Raw genomic sequence first — 17436 nt, forward strand, 5'->3', positions numbered from 1 at the left:
GCACGGTCAGTCCCTCAGCTCCAGCACGCCGGAGATCCCGCCGCGGCGGGACGGCGGTGTGCCGTCCAGGGCCGCGTCGTCGGCTATGCGGCCGTCGAAGAAGCTGATCACGCGGTCGGCGGCGCTGGCCAGCCGGGCGTCGTGCGTGACGAGCACGATGCTCTGCCCGCGCCGGTGGAAGCGGGACAGCAGCCGCATCACCTCGCGGGTTCCCTTGCTGTCCAGGCTGCCGGCGGGCTCGTCGGCGAGGAGCAGCGGCGGATGGTTGACCAGGGCCCGGGCGAGGGCGACCCGCTGCTGCTCGCCACCGGACAGCTCGCCCGGCATGCTGCGCTCCTTGCCCTCCAGGCCCAGCTCGGCGAGGAGCGCCTCGCGCTCGGCGCGCGCCTTCTTCGGCGGGACGCCGGCCAGCAGGGCGGGCAGCTCGACGTTGTCGGCGACCGACAGGTTCGACACCAGGTTGAAGAACTGGAAGACGATCCCGATGGCCTTGCGCCGCTCCACCGCCCAGCGGGCCTCGCTGAAGGAGTCCGTGCACCGGCCGGCGAGCCAGACACTGCCTTCGTCCGGCCGCTGGAGCCCGCCCAGCAGATGCAGCAGGGTCGACTTGCCGGCACCGGACGGCCCCGTGATCGCCACGAACTCGCCGCGGGCCACGCTCAGGTCGACCCCGCGGACCGCGTGGGCGGGCGCGCCCTCGCCGCGGTGGGTCTTCACCAGGCCCTCGGCCCGCAGCACCGGGGTGGTCTCGGTCCGCAGAACCGGAATGCTCTCGGCCCGCCGGGCCGGAGTGTCCTCGCTCATTCCAGTTCCTCCTGGCACCGCTCCAGCCAGTCGAGGTCGGCCTGCAGATGCAGCATGGCGCCCTCGATCAGCAGCTGGGCGATTCGGTTGTCCCGGTTCTCGGCCGCGGCCAGTTTCGACAGGTTGCGCATGGTGTTGAGGTACTGGCGGCGCTGCCGGTTGATGAGGGTGATCGGGTCGGCGAGGCCGCTTCGCGGGGCGAGGGCGAGCTTCATGAAGAACTCGTCCCGTACCCGCGGCTCGTCCTCGGTGTCCTCGAACCAGACGCTCAGCGCCTCACGCCCGGCTTCGGTGAGGTGGTAGACCTTCTTGTTGGGCCGGCTGGACTGCTCGACGTCCTCGCCCTCGATCAGCCCGGATTTCTCCAGGCGGCTCAGGGTGACGTAGATCTGGCCGACGTTGGGCTGAGGGTACGCGGCGCCCAGCAGTTGCTCAAGGTCCTGCTTCAGCTCGTAGCCGTGGGCCGGGCCGCGGGCGAGGAGTGCCAGGAGGGGCAGGCGCACTCGTGCTGTCCTCCTGTCTGCTCCATGTGCTCCAGGCCCTAGTATCGCGCATACCTAACGGGTATACATGGCCTCTGTCCCCGGGCGAGGGTGCCCGTGGTGCCGGTGTACAAGGAGGAACCTATGCGGTGGATGCACACCGCCGGTAGGGGCCTTCTCGTTCTCGTCGTGATCATGACCGGGTACGTCACCTCGGGCGCCCGCGCCGACGGGGGCCCGCCCGGCGGTCGCGGCCCGCTCACCCTGGCCACCGCAGGCGACCTCACCGGCTATCTCGGGCCGCTGCTGAAGGGCTGGAACCGCACGCACCCGGGTGAGAAGGTGACCCTGGTCGAGCTGCCGGACTCCGCCGACGAGACGCACGCGCAGATGACGACCGACCTGCGCGGCGGCGACCGGGGCCGGTTCGACGTGCTGAACATCGACGTCGACTGGACCTCCGAGTTCGCTGCGGCCGGCTGGATCCGCCCGCTGCCCCGCGACCGCTTCCCGCTGGACAGCTTCCTGCCGCCGGTCGTGGACACCGCGACGTACGACGGACGGCTGTACGCGGTCCCGTACGTCACGAACGCCGGACTTCTCCTGTACCGCAAGGACGTCCTCGCCAAGGAGGGCGTGCCCCCGCCGCGCACCTGGGCCGAGCTGGAGCGCGACGCGAAGACGATCGCGCCGAAGTACGGACTGGACGGCTACGCGGGCCAGTTCCTGCCCTACGAGGGGCTCACCGTGAACGCGGCCGAGGCCGTGTACTCGGCGGGCGGCACCGTCCTCGGGGGCGAGGGCAGACGGGTCACCGTCGACTCGGCCGCCGCCCGCGAGGGCATCGGTTTCCTCGCCCGCGGCCTCCGCGAGGGCTGGATCCCGAAGCGGGCGCTGACGTACAAGGAGGAGGAGTCCAAGCAGTCCTTCCAGGACGGCAGGCTGCTCTTCCTGCGGAACTGGCCCTACGCCTACGCCGTCGCCGCGGAGAAGGGCACGAAGGTCGCCGGGCGGATCGGCGCCGTACCGCTGCCCGGCCCCGACGGACCGGGGACGAGCGTCCTCGGCGGCTCCAACCTCGCCGTCAACTCCCACGCCCGGCATCCCGACTCCGCCGCGCGGCTCATCGCGTACCTCACCAGCGCGCCCGTCCAGCGGCAGGTGCTCATGCGGGGCGCGCTGCCGCCCGTGCGCGCCGCGCTCTACGAGGACCCCGCACTGGTGCGGCGGTTCCCGTATCTGCCGACCCTGCGCACCGCCGTCCTCACCGCCCGCCCGCGTCCCAAGAGCCCGCACTACGACCAGGTCAGCCTGGCCGTGCAGGCGGTCGTGCAGGACGCGCTCACCGGGCGGCAGACGCCGGGGCAGGCCGTGCGCCGGCTGGCGCGCGAACTCGACGCCATCGCTCGCGGCTAGTTACCTGTTAAGTAACGCCCCCATCACGACTGCGTTCGCCTTGCGGTGATTTGCCCAGGTTTGAGCCTCGGACTGGTCGGTAGCTTGCGTTCACTTCGTTGACACCTTGGCGCGCCGCCTACCTAACATGCATGCATAACAGCCCCCCTTCAGAGACAGGTCCACTGGGTTGAACAGGCATCATTGGTGGCGGGACGCGGTGATCTACCAGGTCTACGTCCGCAGCTTCCTCGACAGCACCGGCGACGGCATCGGCGACCTGGCCGGCGTCCGGGCCGGACTGCCGTACCTGAAGAAGCTCGGCGTCGACGGCATCTGGCTGAGCCCCTTCTACCCGTCGCCGCAGCACGACCACGGCTACGACGTGGCCGACTACCGCGACGTGGACCCGGTCTTCGGCGACCTCGCCGAGTTCGACCTGCTGATGTCGGCGGCCCGCCGGCTCGGCATCAAGGTGCTGCTCGACATCGTCCCCAACCACTGCTCCAGCGAGCACCCGTGGTTCCGCGAGGCCCTCGCCGCCGAGCCCGGCAGCCCGGCCCGCGCCCGCTTCCACTTCGCCGACGGCCGTGGCCCCGACGGCAGCGAGCCGCCCAACAACTGGCACGCCATGTTCGGCGGACCGGCCTGGACCCGGGTCGACGACGGCCAGTGGTACCTGCACATGTTCACGCCCGAGCAGCCCGACTGGAACTGGCGCGACCCCGAGATCCCCGACGAGTTCGACCGCGTCCTGCGGTTCTGGCTCGACCGGGGCGTGGACGGCTTCCGCATCGACGTCGCCGCCGGCCTGTACAAGCACCCCGAACTGCCCGACTCCGACGACCCGGAGGCCGACGCCCGCACCCGCGACTCGGTCAACCCGCTCGCCTGGAACCAGCCCGAGGTGCACGAGGTGTGGCGCCGCTGGCGCTCCACATGCGAGGAGTACCGCGCCCGCGACGGCCGCGAACGCCTGCTCGTCGGCGAGGTCTCCGTGCCCACCGCCCGCGAGCACGCCCTGTACGTCCGCCCCGACGAACTCCACCAGGCCTTCTTCTTCGACCTGCTCGGCGCCCCCTGGGACGCCGACGCCTTCCGCAAGGTCATCTCCGAGGCCATGCAGGACATCGCCGGCACCGGCTCCACGGTCACCTGGGTCCTCAACAACCACGACCAGGTCCGCACCGTCACCCGCTACGGCGAACCCGCCACCGAGGGCAGCGGACTCGGCGCCGCCCGCGCCCGCGCGGCCGCCCTGCTGATGCTGGCCCTGCCCGGCGCCGCCTACATCTACCAGGGCGAGGAACTGGGCCTGCCCGAGGTCGTCGACCTGCCCGACGACGTCCTCACCGACCCGATCTTCCACCGCACCGGCAGCCGCGCCCGCATCCGCGACGGCTGCCGGGTGCCCCTTCCGTGGTCCGGGCAGGCGTCGCCGTTCGGCTTCACCTCCGGCGCGGAGGGTGCCAAGCCCTGGCTGCCGCAGCCGGAGTACTTCGCCGAGTACGCCACCGACCGCGCCCTCGCCGACACCCGCTCCTTCTGGCACCTGTACCGCGACGGCCTGCAACTCCGGGCGTCCCTGCCCCAGCTGGGCGAGGGCACGCTCGAGTGGCTGGACGCCCCGCCCGGCGTCCTCGCCTTCACCCGCGGCGACGGCCTGGTCTGCGCCGTCAACTTCGGCACGGCCAACGCCCCCGCGCCGGTCTCCGGCACCCCCCTGCTCTCCAGCGGTCCCTGCCCGCCCGGCGTCCTGCCCGGCGCCACGGCGGCCTGGTGGCTCAACGAGATCTGATCATCCGTCCCCCAAGGAAAGGTCCGTCGACGATGATGCGACGACACACGACCCTGCTCACCGGCTGCACCGCTCTCGCGCTCGCCCTCGGCGCCACCGCCTGCGGCGGCGATCCGGTCTCCGCGGGCGGTGGCGACAAGGAACTCGGCGGCCAGACCGTCACCGTGGCCGGCGTCTGGTCCGGCAGCGAGCAGAAGAACTTCCAGAAGGTGCTGGACGCCTTCAGCGAGAAGACCGGAGCCAAGACCCAGTTCGTCTCCACCGGCGACAACGTCTCCACCGTCGTCGGCAGCAAGATCGAGGGCGGCAACGCGCCCGACGTCGTGATGGTCCCGCAGGTCGGCGTGCTCCAGCAGTTCGCGAAGAAGGGCTGGCTCAGGCCGCTGTCCCCGACCGCGCAGCAGACGATCACCGCCGGCTACGCACCGGTGTGGAAGAAGTACGGCAGCGTCGACGGCACCCTCTACGGCCTGTACTTCAAGGCCGCCCACAAGTCGACGGTCTGGTACAGCCCCGAGGCGCTCACCCAGGCCGGCGTCAAGCCGCCGAAGACGTACGACGAGCTGCTGAAGGCCGGGCACACCGTCTCCGACTCCGGTCTCGCCGCCTTCTCGGTCGGCGGACAGGACGGCTGGACCCTCACCGACTGGTTCGAGAACGTCTACCTCTCCCAGGCCGGCCCCGAGAAGTACGACGCCCTCGCCGCCCACAAGCTGAAGTGGACCGACCCGACCGTGGTCAAGGCGCTCACCACGCTCGGCAAGCTGTTCAAGGACAAGCAGCTCGTCGCGGGCGGCCAGAAGGAGGCCCTCAACACCGACTTCCCGGGCTCGGTGGAGAAGGTCTTCGGGCCCAAGCCGGAGGCGGGCATGGTCTACGAGGGCGACTTCGTCGCCGGCGTCGCCCACGACCAGTACGGCAAGTCCATCGGCAAGGACGCCGACTTCTTCCCCTTCCCCGCGGTCGAAGGCGGCAACGCCCCGGTCGTCAGCGGCGGTGACGCGGCCGTCGTCCTCAAGGACGGCAAGAACGCCAAGGCCGGCATGAAGCTCCTGGAGTACCTGGCCACCCCCGAGGCCGCGGCCGTGTGGGCGAAGGCGGGCGGCTTCCTGTCCCCGAACAAGAAGCTCGACCTCGCCTCGTACGGCGACGACGTCACCCGGGCCACCGCCGAGTCCCTGGTCGGCGCGGGCGACTCGGTCCGGTTCGACATGTCCGACCAGGCGCCGGCGGCCTTCGGCGGCACCAAGGGCGCCGGCGAGTGGAAGCTGCTCCAGGACTTCCTGCGCGACCCGTCGGACCCGAAGGGCACCGCGGCGAAGCTGGAGTCGGCGGCGGCCAAGGCCTACCAGGACTGAGCGACAGCACCATGACCGCCACCACACTCGAGAAACGGCAGGCGGGCCCGCGTGCCGCCGGCCCGGCGCCCGTGCGCCGCGGCCGGCGGCGCGGCCGGCTGATCGCCCTGCTCTTCGTCTTCCCCGCCCTGCTCCTGCTCGGCGCACTCGTCGTCTACCCGGTGCTGTTCTCCGTCGGCCGCAGCTTCTTCGACGCCTCCGGCACCCGGTTCGTCGGCGGCGACAACTACGCCGAGATGTTCCGCGACCCCGCCACGCTGAAGGCCATCCGCAACACCACCATCTGGGTGGTCGTCGCCCCCGCCCTGCTCACCGGCCTCGGCCTGATCCTCGCCGTCCTGGTGGAGAAGGTCCGCTGGGCGACGGCCTTCAAGCTGCTCCTCTTCATGCCGATGGCGGTGTCCTTCCTCGCCGCCGGCATCATCTTCCGGCTCGCCTACGACGAGGACCCGGACAAGGGCGTCCTGAACGCGGCCGTCGTCTCCGTCCACGACGCCTTCAAGGGCACGTCGACGTACCCCACCGCCCGCGGGCGCACCGGACTGCTCACGCAGGACCGGGACGGCTCGTACCGCACCACCGCCTCGGCGGGGGACTCGGTCACGCTCCCGATGGTCGGCGTCCTGCCGGGGGACCTGCCCCGCGACGCCTCGCCCGCCCGCACGGCGGCCGCACGCAAGGCCGGGCCCGGCGAACTGCGCGGTGTCGTCTACCTGGACTTCACCCCCGGCGGCGGAGGCGAGCAGGGCAAGGTCGACCCGAAGGAGAGCGGCCTGCCCGGGATGAAGGTCGAGGCGGAGCGCGACGGGAAGACCGTCGCGAGCGCGACCACCGCCGCCGACGGCTCCTTCCGCTTCGCCGGGCTGACGGCGGGCCCGTACACGGTGAAGCTCCCGGAGTCGAACTTCGCCCCGCCCTACCAGGGCGTCTCCTGGCTCGGCCCGGCCCTCGTCACCCCGGCGATCATCGGCGCGTACCTGTGGATCTGGACGGGCTTCGCGATGGTCCTGATCGGCGCGGGACTGTCGGCGCTGCCCCGCGACGCCCTGGAGGCGGCCCGGATGGACGGGGCGAACGAGTGGCAGATCTTCCGGCGGATCACCGTACCGCTGCTCGCGCCCGTACTCACCGTGGTCTTCGTGACCCTCGTGATCAACGTGATGAAGGTCTTCGACCTCGTCTACATCATCGCGCCCGGACCGGTACAGGAAGACGCGACCGTCCTCGCGACCCAGATGTGGCTCGTGTCCTTCGGCGGCGGCAACGACCAGGGACTCGGCAGCGCCCTCGGCGTCCTGCTCCTGCTCCTGGTGATCCCCGCGATGGTCTTCAACGTCCGCCGCTTCCGCAACAGCCAACGATGAGGAGTCAGCGATGAACGCCCTGCGGCGCTCTCTGGGCAACGGTCTCGTCCAGGCCGTCCTCGTGGTCATCGGCCTGGTCTGGCTCACCCCGCTGGCCGGACTGTTCCTGTCCTCCCTGCGCTCGTCCCAGGACAACGCGAAGGGCGGCTGGTGGACGGCGCTGTCCGGCCCCGGCCAGCTGTCCTTCGACAACTACTCGGCCCTGCTGAAGAACGCGGGCATGACCCAGGCCTTCTGGAACACCGTGCTGATCTCGGTGCCGGCGACCACGCTGGTCGTCGTCATCGCGGCCCTCGCCGGATACGCCTTCGCCTGGCTGGACTTCCCGCTGCGCGAGCCCCTCTTCCTGCTGGTGGTCGCCCTGCTGGTGGTGCCGGTCCAGATCGGCCTGCTGCCGGTGGCCAAACTCTTCGGCGCGCTGGGCCTGTTCGGCACGATCCCCGGCGTCGTCCTCTTCCACGTCGCCTACGGACTGCCCTTCGCCGTCTTCCTCCTGCGCAACTACTTCGCCGAGATGCCGAAGGAGATGCTGGAGGCGGCCCGGATGGACGGCGGCAGCGAGTGGCGCATCTTCACCCGGCTGGTCCTGCCGGTGGGCCGCCCGGCGATCGCCTCGCTCGCCATCTTCCAGTTCCTGTGGGTCTGGAACGACATGCTGGTCGCGCTGCTCTTCGCCGACAGCTCCTCGCAGCCGCTGACCGTGCAACTCCAGTCACAGATCCGCCAGTTCGGCAGCAACATCGACGTACTGGCGCCGGGCGCCTTCCTGTCCCTGATCGTGCCGGTGGTGGTCTTCTTCGCCTTCCAGCGGCACTTCGTCCAGGGCGTGATGGCGGGTTCGGTCAAGTGACCGCGCCCCGCCCGCGGCGGCCGACCCTGACCGGGCCGCCGCGGGCGGGGCGCCGTCGCGTCAGCCGTGGTAGTTGATGTAGCCGTTGCCGTCCCGGTCGTCGCGGGACTTGGTGTAGGCGTGGGTGTCCGCGTGGGCGCCGGACGGCTTGTACAGGTAGATGGTGTCCTTGTCGTTGTTCCAGATGAAGTTGCAGTTCTGGCGGTAGACGACGTTCTTGGCGTCCGAGTCGGTGCCGTGGCCCCCGCGCAGCGAGACGTAGTCGCCGGGCTGGAGGTAGTGGTTGGAGCGGAAGGTGAACTTGTTGGTGCTGGTGGTGTCCCTGACCACGTAACCCTTGAGGTTGATGGTCGCGGTCCGCGAGTAGTTCTTGATCGTCACGTACTCGCTCTTGCTGTTGCCCGTACGGCAGTTGTTGGAGTCCCGCCCCGGGGCGTCGTACTGGACGCCCTTGATCTTCAGGGACGAGGAGTACTCGGTGGCCTGGGCCGGGGCGGCGACGACCGCGAGCGTGGCGGCGGTGGCGGCGGTGACGGCGGCGGCCGAAGTGAAGCGTATGCGCATGAGGTGAGGTCCCCCCTCGGTGATGCGAACGGTGCGCCCAGGAGCTTACACAAAAGTTGAGTGTTGTATGAATGTTTCGTGTAAGTGGTGAAGGACTTGCCGAGGCGGCGTCAGCGCACACGACGAGGGCGGCAGGGGAGTCGTCCCCTGCCGCCCTCGTTCTGATCGTTCCTCAGAGGCTCACCGGTTCACGGCGAAGCCGGCGGATACAGCGACCGCGGCAGCTGTGAAGCCGCGGCGGAGTCCAGCAGCCACAGCGTGCGCGCACGGCCGTACGCGCCCGCCGCCGGAGCCTGGATCTCGCCCGCGCCCGACAGGGCGATGGCCGCGGCCTCCGCCTTGTCCTCGCCGGCCGCGAGGAGCCACACCTCGCGGGCCGCGCGGATCGCCGGCAGGGTGAGGGAGATCCGGGTCGGCGGCGGCTTGGGCGCGCCGTGCACACCGACCACCGTGCGCTCGGTCTCCCGTACGGCCGGCAACTCCGGGAAGAGCGAGGCCACATGGGTGTCCGGGCCGACGCCCAGCATCAGGACGTCGAAGGTCGGGACCGAGCCGTGGTTCTCCGGTCCGGCCGCCTTCGCCAGCTCCGCCGCGTACGCCTCGGCCGCCGCCTCGACGTCCGTGCCGTGGGGACCGTCGGAGGCGGGCATGGCGTGCACGCGCTCCGGGTCCAGCGGGACCGAGTCCAGCAGGGCCGCGCGGGCCTGCGTGACATTGCGCTCGGGGTCGCCCTCGGGCAGGTAGCGCTCGTCGCCCCACCACAGGTCGAGGCGGCTCCAGTCGATGGCGTCCCGGGCGGGCGCCGCCGCGAGCGCGGCCAGCAGTCCGTTGCCGTTGCGGCCGCCCGTCAGGACCACGGACGCGCTGCCCCGGGAGGCCTGCGAGTCCACGATCTTCGTGATCAGGCGGGCCGCGGCGGCCTGCGCCATCAGCTCCTTGTCGTGGTGGACGACCAGCTGCGGAGTGCTCACTTCGCCGCCGCCTTCCTCGCCGGTGCCTTCTTCGCGGTCTTGGCCGCCGCCTTCTTCGCCGGTGCCTTCGCGGCCGGCTCGGACTCCGCGGCCTGCTCGGACTCCGTGGTCGGCTCGGACTCCGCGGCCGGCTCGGCCGGTTCCTCCGCCGGCGGCTGACCCGCGGGCGCCTCGGCAGCCCGGCCGACAACCGTGTTCAGCCGCTCCACGCCGTAACGCAGCGCCGACGCGTAGGTGTCGTCCGGGTCCAGCCGGCGCAGTTCCTCCGCGATCAGCTCGGCGGTGTCCCGCCGGTTCAGCGCCACCGCGCGGGCCGGCTGGCCCTCGATGGACAGCGTCGCCAGCGAACCGTCCGCGCGGTCCAGTGCGATCGGGCCGCAGCTGGTGTCCATGCGGACGGCCGTGAGCCCCGGGCCCGGGGACGGGGAGCGCTTGACGGGCACGTCCAGCCGGTCCGCGAGCCACATCGCCAGCAGCTCACAGCTCGGGTTGAACTCCTCGCCCTCCACCTCGACGGCCTGCACCTCGCAGGTGACCTGGTCCAGGGCCGCCGCCAGCATCGAGCGCCACGGGGTGATCCGGGTCCAGGACAGGTCGGTGTCGCCGGGCGTGTAGGCCGTGGCACGGGCGGACAGCTCCCGCACCGGCTGCTCGGCGGTGTAGGTGTCGGTGACCCGGCGCTGGGCCAGCGCGCCCAGCGGGTCCTTCGCCGGGTCGAGCGGGGCGTTCACCGGCCACCACACGACCACCGGGGCGTCCGGCAGCAGCAGCGGCAGGACCACCGAGTCGGCGTGCTCGACGACCTCGCCGTAGAGACGCAGGACGGCCGTCTCGCCGGTGCCCGCCTCCGCGCCCACCCGCACCTCGGCGTCCAGCCGCGAGGACGTACGGTCGCGCAGGCTGCGGGAGACCCGCTTGATGACCACCAGGGTGCGCGAGGGATGCTCGCGCGAGGCGTCGTTGGCGGCCTTCAGGGAGTCGTAGGCGTTCTCCTCGTCCGTGACGATGACGAGGGTGAGGACCATGCCGACGGCAGGCGTGCCGATGGCGCGGCGGCCCTGTACGAGCGCCTTGTTGATCTCTCCGGCGGTGGTGTCGGTCAGGTCTATCTTCATGGCCGGCGCCAGCTCCGTCCGTCTCGTGCGAGCATCTCGTCCGCCTCCACGGGACCCCAGGTGCCCGACTTGTACTGCGCGGGCCTGCCGTGCTTGTCCCAGTACTGCTCGATCGGGTCGAGGATCTTCCAGGACAGCTCGACCTCCTCCGTGCGCGGGAAGAGGTTGGCGTCGCCCAGCAGCACGTCCAGGATGAGCCGCTCGTACGCCTCCGGGCTGGACTCCGTGAACGACTCGCCGTAGGCGAAGTCCATGGAGACGTCCCGGATCTCCATCGAGGTGCCCGGCACCTTGGAGCCGAAGCGGACCGTGACACCCTCGTCCGGCTGGACGCGGATGACGACCGCGTTCTGGCCCAGCTCCTCCGTCGCCGTCGTGTCGAACGGGGAGTGCGGGGCCCGCTGGAAGACGACCGCGATCTCCGTCACCCGACGGCCGAGGCGCTTGCCGGTGCGCAGGTAGAAGGGGACGCCCGCCCAGCGGCGGTTGTCGACCTCCAGCTTGATCGCGGCATAGGTGTCGGTCTTCGACTTCGCGTCGATGCCGTCCTCTTCGAGGTAGCCGATGACCTTCTCGCCACCCTGCCAGCCCGCCGCGTACTGCCCGCGGACGGTGCTGCTGCCCAGGTCCTTCGGCAGCCGGACCGCGCCGAGCACCTTCTCCTTCTCCGCGGCCAGCGCGTCCGCGCCGAAGGAGGCGGGCTCCTCCATCGCGGTGAGGGCCATGAGCTGGAGCAGGTGGTTCTGGATGACGTCACGGGCGGCGCCGATGCCGTCGTAGTAGCCGGCCCGGCCGCCGATGCCGATGTCCTCGGCCATCGTGATCTGCACGTGGTCGACGAAGGACCGGTTCCAGATCGGCTCGAACATCGTGTTGGCGAAGCGCAGCGCCAGGATGTTCTGGACGGTCTCCTTGCCGAGGTAGTGGTCGATGCGGAACACCTGGTCCGGCTCGAACACCTCGTGCACGACCTTGTTCAGCTCCTCGGCGGAGGCGAGGTCGTGCCCGAACGGCTTCTCGATGACCGCGCGGCGCCAGGAGCCGCCGGTCTGGTCGGCCAGGCCGTGCTTCTTCAGCTGCTGGATGACCACCGGGAAGGAGCGGGGCGGCACCGACAGGTAGAAGGCGAAGTTGCCGCCCGTGCCCTGTGCCTTGTCCAGCTCCTCGATGGTGGCGCGCAGCCGCTCGAATGCCTCGTCGTCGTCGAAGGTGCCCTGGACGAAGCGCATCCCCTGGATGAGCTGCTGCCAGACCTCCTCGCGGAACGGAGTACGCGCGTGCTCCTTGACCGCGTCGTGGACGACCTCGGCGAAGTCCTCGTGCTCCCAGTCGCGGCGGGCGAAGCCCACCAGCGAGAAGCCCGGCGGCAGCAGACCCCGGTTGGCGAGGTCGTACACCGCGGGCATCAGCTTCTTGCGCGACAGGTCGCCGGTGACGCCGAAGATGACCAGGCCCGACGGCCCCGCGATACGCGGGAGCCGTCGGTCGGCCGGGTCACGAAGCGGGTTCGCTCCGGAACCGGAAACGGGTGACAACTCAGCCCTCCGAGGGGGCCAGGCGCTCGAGCTCCGCCTGGGTCGACTTGAGCAGGTCGTTCCAGGACGCCTCGAACTTGTCGACGCCCTCGTCCTCCAGCACCTGCACGACGTCGTCGTACGAGACGCCGAGCTTCTCCAGCGCGTCCAGGTCGGCACGCGCCTGCTCGTAGGTGCCGGTCACGGTGTCACCGCTGATCTCGCCGTGGTCCTCGGTGGCCTCCAGCGTGGCCTCCGGCATGGTGTTGACCGTGTTCGGTGCGACCAGTTCGGTGACGTACAGGGTGTCCGGGTAGTCCGGGTCCTTCACACCGGTCGACGCCCACAGCGGACGCTGCTTGTTGGCGCCCGCGTTCTCCAGCGTGCTCCAGCGGTCGGAGGAGAAGACCTCCTCGTACGCCTGGTAGGCGAGGCGCGCGTTGGCGACGGCGGCCTTGCCGCGCAGCGCCTTGGCCTCGTCGGTGCCGATCCCGGCCAGGCGCTTGTCGATCTCGGTGTCCACGCGGGACACGAAGAAGGACGCCACCGAGTGGATCTTGGACAGGTCCAGGCCGTGCTCCTTGGCCTTCTCCAGACCCGTGAGGTAGGCGTCCATGACAGCGCGGTAGCGCTCCAGGGAGAAGATCAGCGTGACGTTGACGCTGATGCCGCGGCCGATCGTCTCGGCGATGGCCGGCAGACCCGCCTTGGTGGCCGGGATCTTGATCAGCGTGTTGGGGCGGTCCACGAGCCAGGCCAGCTGCTTGGCCTCGGCGACGGTCGCCTTGGTGTTGTGCGCCAGGCGCGGGTCGACCTCGATGGAGACCCGGCCGTCCTGGCCGTTCGTGGCGTCGAAGACCGGGCGCAGGATGTCGGCGGCGTCGCGGACGTCCGCCGTGGTGATCATGCGGATGGCCTCTTCGACGGTGACCTTGCGGGCGGCGAGGTCCGACAGCTGCTGGTCGTAGCCGTCGCCCTGGGAGATCGCCTTCTGGAAGATCGTCGGGTTGGTGGTGACGCCCACGACGTGCTGCTGGTCGATCAGTTCGGCGAGGTTGCCGGACGTGATCCGCTTGCGCGACAGGTCGTCCAGCCAGATCGCGACGCCTTCCTCGGAGAGGCGCTTGAGTGCGTCTGTCATGGAATTACATCTCCTACGTGTCGTAATGAGCGTCAGCGCTGGGCGGCGGTGAGGGATTCCCGGGCCTTGGCGGCCACGTTCTCGGCAGTGAAGCCGAACTCGCGGAAGAGCACCTTGCCGTCGGCGGACGCACCGAAGTGCTCCAGGGAAACGATGCGGCCGGCGTCCCCCACGTACTTGTGCCACGTCAGTCCGATGCCCGCCTCCACGGCGACTCGGGCCTTGACGGACGGCGGCAGCACGGAGTCCCGGTACCCCTGGTCCTGCTGCTCGAACCACTCCACGCACGGCATCGAGACGACCCGCGTGGGCACGCCGTCGGCCTGGAGCTGCTCACGCGCCTCGACGGCCACATGCACCTCGGAACCGGTGGCGATCAGGACCACCTGCGGCTCGCCGCCCTCGGCCTCGAACAGCACGTAGCCACCGCGGGCCGCGTTCTCGTCGGGCTCGTAGGTCGGCACGCCCTGGCGGGTGAGGGCGAGACCGTGCGGCTGGCCCTTGCCGAACTCCTTGGTCCAGCGGCGCAGGATCTCGCGCCAGGCGATCGCGGTCTCGTTGGCGTCCGCCGGGCGGACGACGTTCAGGCCCGGGATCGCGCGCAGCGAGGCCAGGTGCTCGACCGGCTGGTGGGTGGGGCCGTCCTCGCCGAGGCCGATGGAGTCGTGCGTCCACACGAACGTCACCGGCAGGTGCATCAGGGCCGACAGGCGCACGGCGTTGCGCATGTAGTCGGAGAAGACGAGGAAGGTGCCGCCGTAGATCCGGGTGTTGCCGTGCAGGGCGATGCCGTTCATCTCGGCGCCCATGGAGTGCTCACGGATGCCGTAGTGGATCGTGCGGCCGTAGGGGTTGGCCTCCGGCAGCGGGTTGCCCTCGGGCAGGAAGGAGCTGTCCTTGTCGATGGTCGTGTTGTTCGACCCGGCGAGGTCGGCGGAGCCGCCCCACAGCTCGGGGATCACCGCGCCGAGCGCCTGAAGCACCTTGCCGGACGCGGCGCGCGTCGCGACACCCTTGCCGGGCTCGAAGACCGGGAGCTTCTCCTCCCAGCCGGTGGGCAGCTCGCCCTTGCCGATCCGGTCGAACTCGGCGGCCCGCTCCGGGTTGCCGTCCCGCCACACCTGGAGGGACTTCTCCCACTCGGCCTTCGCCTGAGCGCCCCGCTCCAGCGCCTTGCGGGTGTGGGTGATGACCTCGTCCTCGACCTGGAAGCTCTGCTCGGGGTCGAAGCCGAGGACGCGCTTGGTGGCCGCGACCTCCTCGTCGCCCAGCGCCGAGCCGTGCGCGGCCTCGGTGTTCTGCGCGTTCGGGGCCGGCCAGGCGATGATCGAGCGCATCGCGATGAAGGACGGCCGGTCGGTGACGGCCTTGGCCTCCTGGATCGCGGCGAAGATCGCCGCCGGGTCCAGGTCGCCGTTGTCCTGGGCCTCCACGCGCTGCACGTGCCAGCCGTAGGCCTCGTACCGCTTGACGGTGTCCTCGGAGACGGCCGTCTCGGTGTCGCCCTCGATCGAGATGTGGTTGTCGTCCCACAGCAGGATCAGGTTGCCGAGCTTCTGGTGGCCGGCCAGCGAGGACGCCTCGGCGGAGATGCCCTCCTGGAGGCAGCCGTCACCGGCGATGCAGTAGACGAAGTGGTCGAAGGGGGACTCGCCGCGCGGCGCCTCCGGGTCGAACAGACCGCGCTCGTAGCGGGCGGCCATCGCCATGCCCACCGCGTTGGCGACACCCTGGCCCAGCGGGCCGGTGGTGGTCTCGACGCCCTTGGTGTGCCCGTACTCCGGGTGGCCCGGGGTCTTCGAACCCCACGTCCGGAACGCCTTCAGATCGTCCAGCTCCAGACCGAAACCGGCCAGGTAGAGCTGGGTGTAGAGGGTCAGGGACGAGTGGCCCGCGGACAGCACGAAGCGGTCGCGGCCGGTCCACTCCGGGTCGGCCGGGTCGTGCCGCATCACCTTCTGGAAGAGGGTGTAGGCGGCCGGGGCCAGGCTCATCGCCGTACCGGGATGGCCGTTGCCGACCTTCTGTACGGCATCGGCGGCCAGGACACGAGCGGTGTCCACGGCCCGCTGGTCCAGGTCGGTCCACTCAAGGTCTGTGGTGGTCGGCTTGGTGCTCACCCTGGGTCAGGGCTCCTCTCCACATGTCGGTCGCCGGTCGTCGGGGCATGCGCCCACCCGGCCGCCGACGGGCTTGTCGCCCACCGGCCGCTGTCGAGCCTACCCCCGTGAGGACGTGCATTTTTTCGAGTGTTTCCAGACTGCCGGGAGTGCGTACGATCCGCCTCTCGACTGGCCGGGACGGCATTTGGCACATGAATACGGAAGCGCTCATCTGACTGCTCAATCGAGCTTCCGCACGCACGTCGGACAGGCCCTTCGGACGCACGTCGGACAGGTCCTCCGCGCGCACTCGGACGGAGCCTGCGCACGCGTTCGGACCGAGCCGTCGCGCGCACTCGGACGGAGCCGTCGCACGGAGGCGGGCCGGGCCTTGGCCGCGGCCCCTGGGTCGAGCCTTTGTGCGCATGTCCGGGCGGCCCCGCCAACACGACCCCACCCCCGCGAAGGCCGGGGTATGGGCAACGTCTAAAGTGGCGTGGTACGCGCGAGCCTTTACCGGGACTTCACATGGGGAGGCTTGCTGGGATGTCTCTGTCAGGGGTGTGCGTGACGGCCGTCGAATCCCGTCCTGGGAGCACCTCCCAGGCCCTCGAGGCCCTGGGGGAGGGTGCGCTCGGTGCGAGCCAAAGCCCGGTCCACCGGCCGTTCGGGGCCCGTGTCAAGGCGTTCGTGGCGCTGACCAAGCCGCGGATCATCGAGCTGCTGCTCATCACCACCGTTCCGGTGATGTTCCTGGCGCAGCAGGGTGTGCCCGACCTCAGGCTGGTCCTGCTCACCTGCGTCGGCGGCTACCTGTCCGCGGGCGGCGCCAACGCGCTGAACATGTACATCGACCGGGACATCGACGCCCTGATGGACCGCACCTCGCAGCGCCCGCTGGTGACCGGCATGGTCAGCCCGCTCGAGTGCCTGGTCTTCGGCATCACGCTCGCGGTCGTCTCGACGCTGCTGTTCGGACTCACCGTCAACTGGCTGAGCGCCTGGCTGTCACTCGGAGCGCTCCTTTTCTACGTCGTCGTCTACACGATGATCCTCAAGCGGCGCACGTCGCAGAACATCGTGTGGGGCGGCATCGCGGGCTGCCTCCCCGTGCTGATCGGCTGGTCCTCCGTGACCAACTCGATGTCCTGGGCGCCGGTCATCCTCTTCCTCGTCATGTTCTTCTGGACGCCGCCGCACTACTGGCCGCTGTCCATGAAGGTCAAGGAGGACTACGCGCGCGTGGGCGTGCCGATGCTCCCGGTCATCGCCTCCAACAAGGTCGTCGCCCGCCAGATCGTCATCTACAGCTGGGTGATGGTCCTGGTCTCCCTGCTGCTCACCCCGCTCGGCTACACCGGCTGGTTCTACACGGCGGTGGCCCTCGCGGCCGGCGGCTTCTGGCTGTGGGAGGCGCACGGGCTCCAGAACCGGGCGAAGGCCGAGGCGACCGGCGCCAAGCTGAAGGAGATGCGTCTCTTCCACTGGTCGATCACCTACGTCTCGATCCTCTTCGTCGCGGTCGCCGTCGACCCGTTCCTGCGCTGACGCCCGCCGGGCGTATGTCACAGAGCCCTGCCCTCGCCAGTCGATCTACCGATGAGTAGCATCCTGGCCATGGCAGACACGCAGCAGGTTGACGCGAGGGCAGAGCGCAAGGTGTCCCGGCTCGCCCACCGGATCAGCGCCTTCGCGAAGGCGCATGGCGGTGCGGAGGGCCAGGTGGCCTACATCGGCGAGCGCGGCGCCCGCATCGTCCTCGTCGGCGAGGACGGCGGCTGGGGCGACCTGGTGGCGCCCTCCTACGCCATCGCCGAGCAGGCGGTGGCCAAGTCCGGCATCACGGTCCACGAGTCCTTCGACGGCGAGTTCGCGGCGAAGGTGACGACGGGCCCGTACGAGTGGAAGCGGATGGCCGGCATGCAGATCGGCGGCTAGGGTCTCTCGTCCGGATCGGGCCGAGCGCGGCATGATCCAG

Annotated in this window: 15 protein-coding genes; 7 read left to right on the plus strand and 8 right to left on the minus strand. The window is 70.4% G+C overall.

Features of this window, described 5'->3' with window-relative positions; translation table 11 throughout:
- Positions 1 to 6: 6 nt before the first annotated feature.
- Both JK361_RS16910 and JK361_RS16915 read right to left on the minus strand, forming a co-directional pair.
- A complete protein-coding gene (locus JK361_RS16910; RefSeq protein WP_236053065.1) occupies positions 7 to 804 on the minus strand; it encodes an ABC transporter ATP-binding protein in 798 nt (265 codons plus the stop codon).
- Positions 801 to 1307, minus strand: a complete 507-nt coding sequence (locus tag JK361_RS16915) for a PadR family transcriptional regulator (RefSeq protein ID WP_201818570.1) — start codon at positions 1305 to 1307, stop codon at positions 801 to 803. Before JK361_RS16915 ends, JK361_RS16910 begins: the two co-directional genes overlap by 4 nt.
- A 123-nt stretch (positions 1308 to 1430) precedes the next feature.
- On the opposite strand from JK361_RS16915, the gene JK361_RS16920 reads away from it, so the two are divergent.
- The 5 genes from JK361_RS16920 (at position 1431) to JK361_RS16940 (ending at position 8051) form a co-directional block, all read left to right on the plus strand.
- Positions 1431 to 2702 carry an ABC transporter substrate-binding protein gene (locus JK361_RS16920; protein ID WP_201818572.1) on the plus strand — a complete coding sequence of 424 codons (1272 nt, stop codon included), beginning with the start codon at positions 1431 to 1433 and terminating at the stop codon, positions 2700 to 2702.
- Positions 2703 to 2871: 169 nt separating this feature from the next.
- Positions 2872 to 4479, plus strand: coding sequence for a glycoside hydrolase family 13 protein (locus JK361_RS16925; protein ID WP_201818574.1), 1608 nt, complete (start codon positions 2872 to 2874; stop codon positions 4477 to 4479).
- Between the two features lie 32 nt (positions 4480 to 4511).
- Entirely contained in the window at positions 4512 to 5837 is a 1326-nt protein-coding gene (locus tag JK361_RS16930) for an ABC transporter substrate-binding protein (RefSeq protein WP_201818575.1), read from the plus strand.
- 11 nt (positions 5838 to 5848) lie between these two features.
- Entirely contained in the window at positions 5849 to 7201 is a 1353-nt protein-coding gene (locus JK361_RS16935) for an ABC transporter permease subunit (RefSeq protein ID WP_201818577.1), read from the plus strand.
- A 10-nt stretch (positions 7202 to 7211) separates the two neighbouring features.
- Positions 7212 to 8051, plus strand: a complete 840-nt coding sequence (locus tag JK361_RS16940) for a carbohydrate ABC transporter permease (RefSeq protein WP_201818579.1) — start codon at positions 7212 to 7214, stop codon at positions 8049 to 8051.
- 60 nt (positions 8052 to 8111) lie between these two features.
- On the opposite strand, the gene JK361_RS16945 is transcribed toward JK361_RS16940, so the two are convergent.
- The 6 genes from JK361_RS16945 to tkt form a co-directional block, all read right to left on the minus strand.
- Positions 8112 to 8615 carry a lamin tail domain-containing protein gene (locus JK361_RS16945; protein ID WP_201818581.1) on the minus strand — a complete coding sequence of 168 codons (504 nt, stop codon included), beginning with the start codon at positions 8613 to 8615 and terminating at the stop codon, positions 8112 to 8114.
- Between the two features lie 188 nt (positions 8616 to 8803).
- Positions 8804 to 9586, minus strand: coding sequence for a 6-phosphogluconolactonase (gene pgl, locus JK361_RS16950; RefSeq protein ID WP_201818583.1), 783 nt, complete (start codon positions 9584 to 9586; stop codon positions 8804 to 8806).
- On the minus strand, positions 9583 to 10701 hold the full coding sequence (gene opcA, locus JK361_RS16955) for a glucose-6-phosphate dehydrogenase assembly protein OpcA (RefSeq protein WP_201818585.1): 1119 nt from the start codon (positions 10699 to 10701) through the stop codon (positions 9583 to 9585). Before opcA ends, pgl begins: the two co-directional genes overlap by 4 nt.
- A complete protein-coding gene (gene zwf / locus JK361_RS16960) occupies positions 10698 to 12236 on the minus strand; it encodes a glucose-6-phosphate dehydrogenase (protein ID WP_201818586.1) in 1539 nt (512 codons plus the stop codon). The genes opcA and zwf overlap by 4 nt, the downstream gene beginning before the upstream one ends.
- Position 12237: 1 nt before the next feature.
- Positions 12238 to 13356 carry a transaldolase gene (tal, locus tag JK361_RS16965; RefSeq protein WP_201818588.1) on the minus strand — a complete coding sequence of 373 codons (1119 nt, stop codon included), beginning with the start codon at positions 13354 to 13356 and terminating at the stop codon, positions 12238 to 12240.
- A 32-nt stretch (positions 13357 to 13388) separates the two neighbouring features.
- Positions 13389 to 15476, minus strand: coding sequence for a transketolase (tkt, locus tag JK361_RS16970; protein WP_201818590.1), 2088 nt, complete (start codon positions 15474 to 15476; stop codon positions 13389 to 13391).
- Between the two features lie 543 nt (positions 15477 to 16019).
- On the opposite strand from tkt, the gene JK361_RS16975 reads away from it, so the two are divergent.
- Both JK361_RS16975 and JK361_RS16980 read left to right on the plus strand, forming a co-directional pair.
- Positions 16020 to 17006 (plus strand): heme o synthase, encoded by a 987-nt coding sequence (locus JK361_RS16975; protein ID WP_372448720.1) that lies wholly within the window; start codon positions 16020 to 16022, stop codon positions 17004 to 17006.
- Between the two features lie 69 nt (positions 17007 to 17075).
- On the plus strand, positions 17076 to 17396 hold the full coding sequence (locus JK361_RS16980) for a hypothetical protein (protein WP_201818592.1): 321 nt from the start codon (positions 17076 to 17078) through the stop codon (positions 17394 to 17396).
- Positions 17397 to 17436 lie beyond the last annotated feature (40 nt).

The sequence above is a fragment of the Streptomyces musisoli genome, assembly GCF_016741855.1.
Lineage (GTDB): Bacteria > Actinomycetota > Actinomycetes > Streptomycetales > Streptomycetaceae > Streptomyces > Streptomyces musisoli.

Bases quoted from the DNA above. Each gene is read 5' to 3' on its own strand.
- JK361_RS16910 (WP_236053065.1), bottom strand. From the start codon at position 804: ATGAGCGAGGACACTCCGGCCCGGCGGGCCGAGAGCATTCCGGTTCTG.
- JK361_RS16930 (WP_201818575.1), top strand. From the start codon at position 4,512: ATGATGCGACGACACACGACCCTGCTCACCGGCTGCACCGCTCTCGCG.
- JK361_RS16920 (WP_201818572.1), top strand. From the start codon at position 1,431: ATGCGGTGGATGCACACCGCCGGTAGGGGCCTTCTCGTTCTCGTCGTG.
- JK361_RS16940 (WP_201818579.1), top strand. From the start codon at position 7,212: ATGAACGCCCTGCGGCGCTCTCTGGGCAACGGTCTCGTCCAGGCCGTC.
- JK361_RS16945 (WP_201818581.1), bottom strand. From the start codon at position 8,615: ATGCGCATACGCTTCACTTCGGCCGCCGCCGTCACCGCCGCCACCGCC.
- JK361_RS16980 (WP_201818592.1), top strand. From the start codon at position 17,076: ATGGCAGACACGCAGCAGGTTGACGCGAGGGCAGAGCGCAAGGTGTCC.
- tal (WP_201818588.1), bottom strand. From the start codon at position 13,356: ATGACAGACGCACTCAAGCGCCTCTCCGAGGAAGGCGTCGCGATCTGG.
- JK361_RS16935 (WP_201818577.1), top strand. From the start codon at position 5,849: ATGACCGCCACCACACTCGAGAAACGGCAGGCGGGCCCGCGTGCCGCC.
- opcA (WP_201818585.1), bottom strand. From the start codon at position 10,701: ATGAAGATAGACCTGACCGACACCACCGCCGGAGAGATCAACAAGGCG.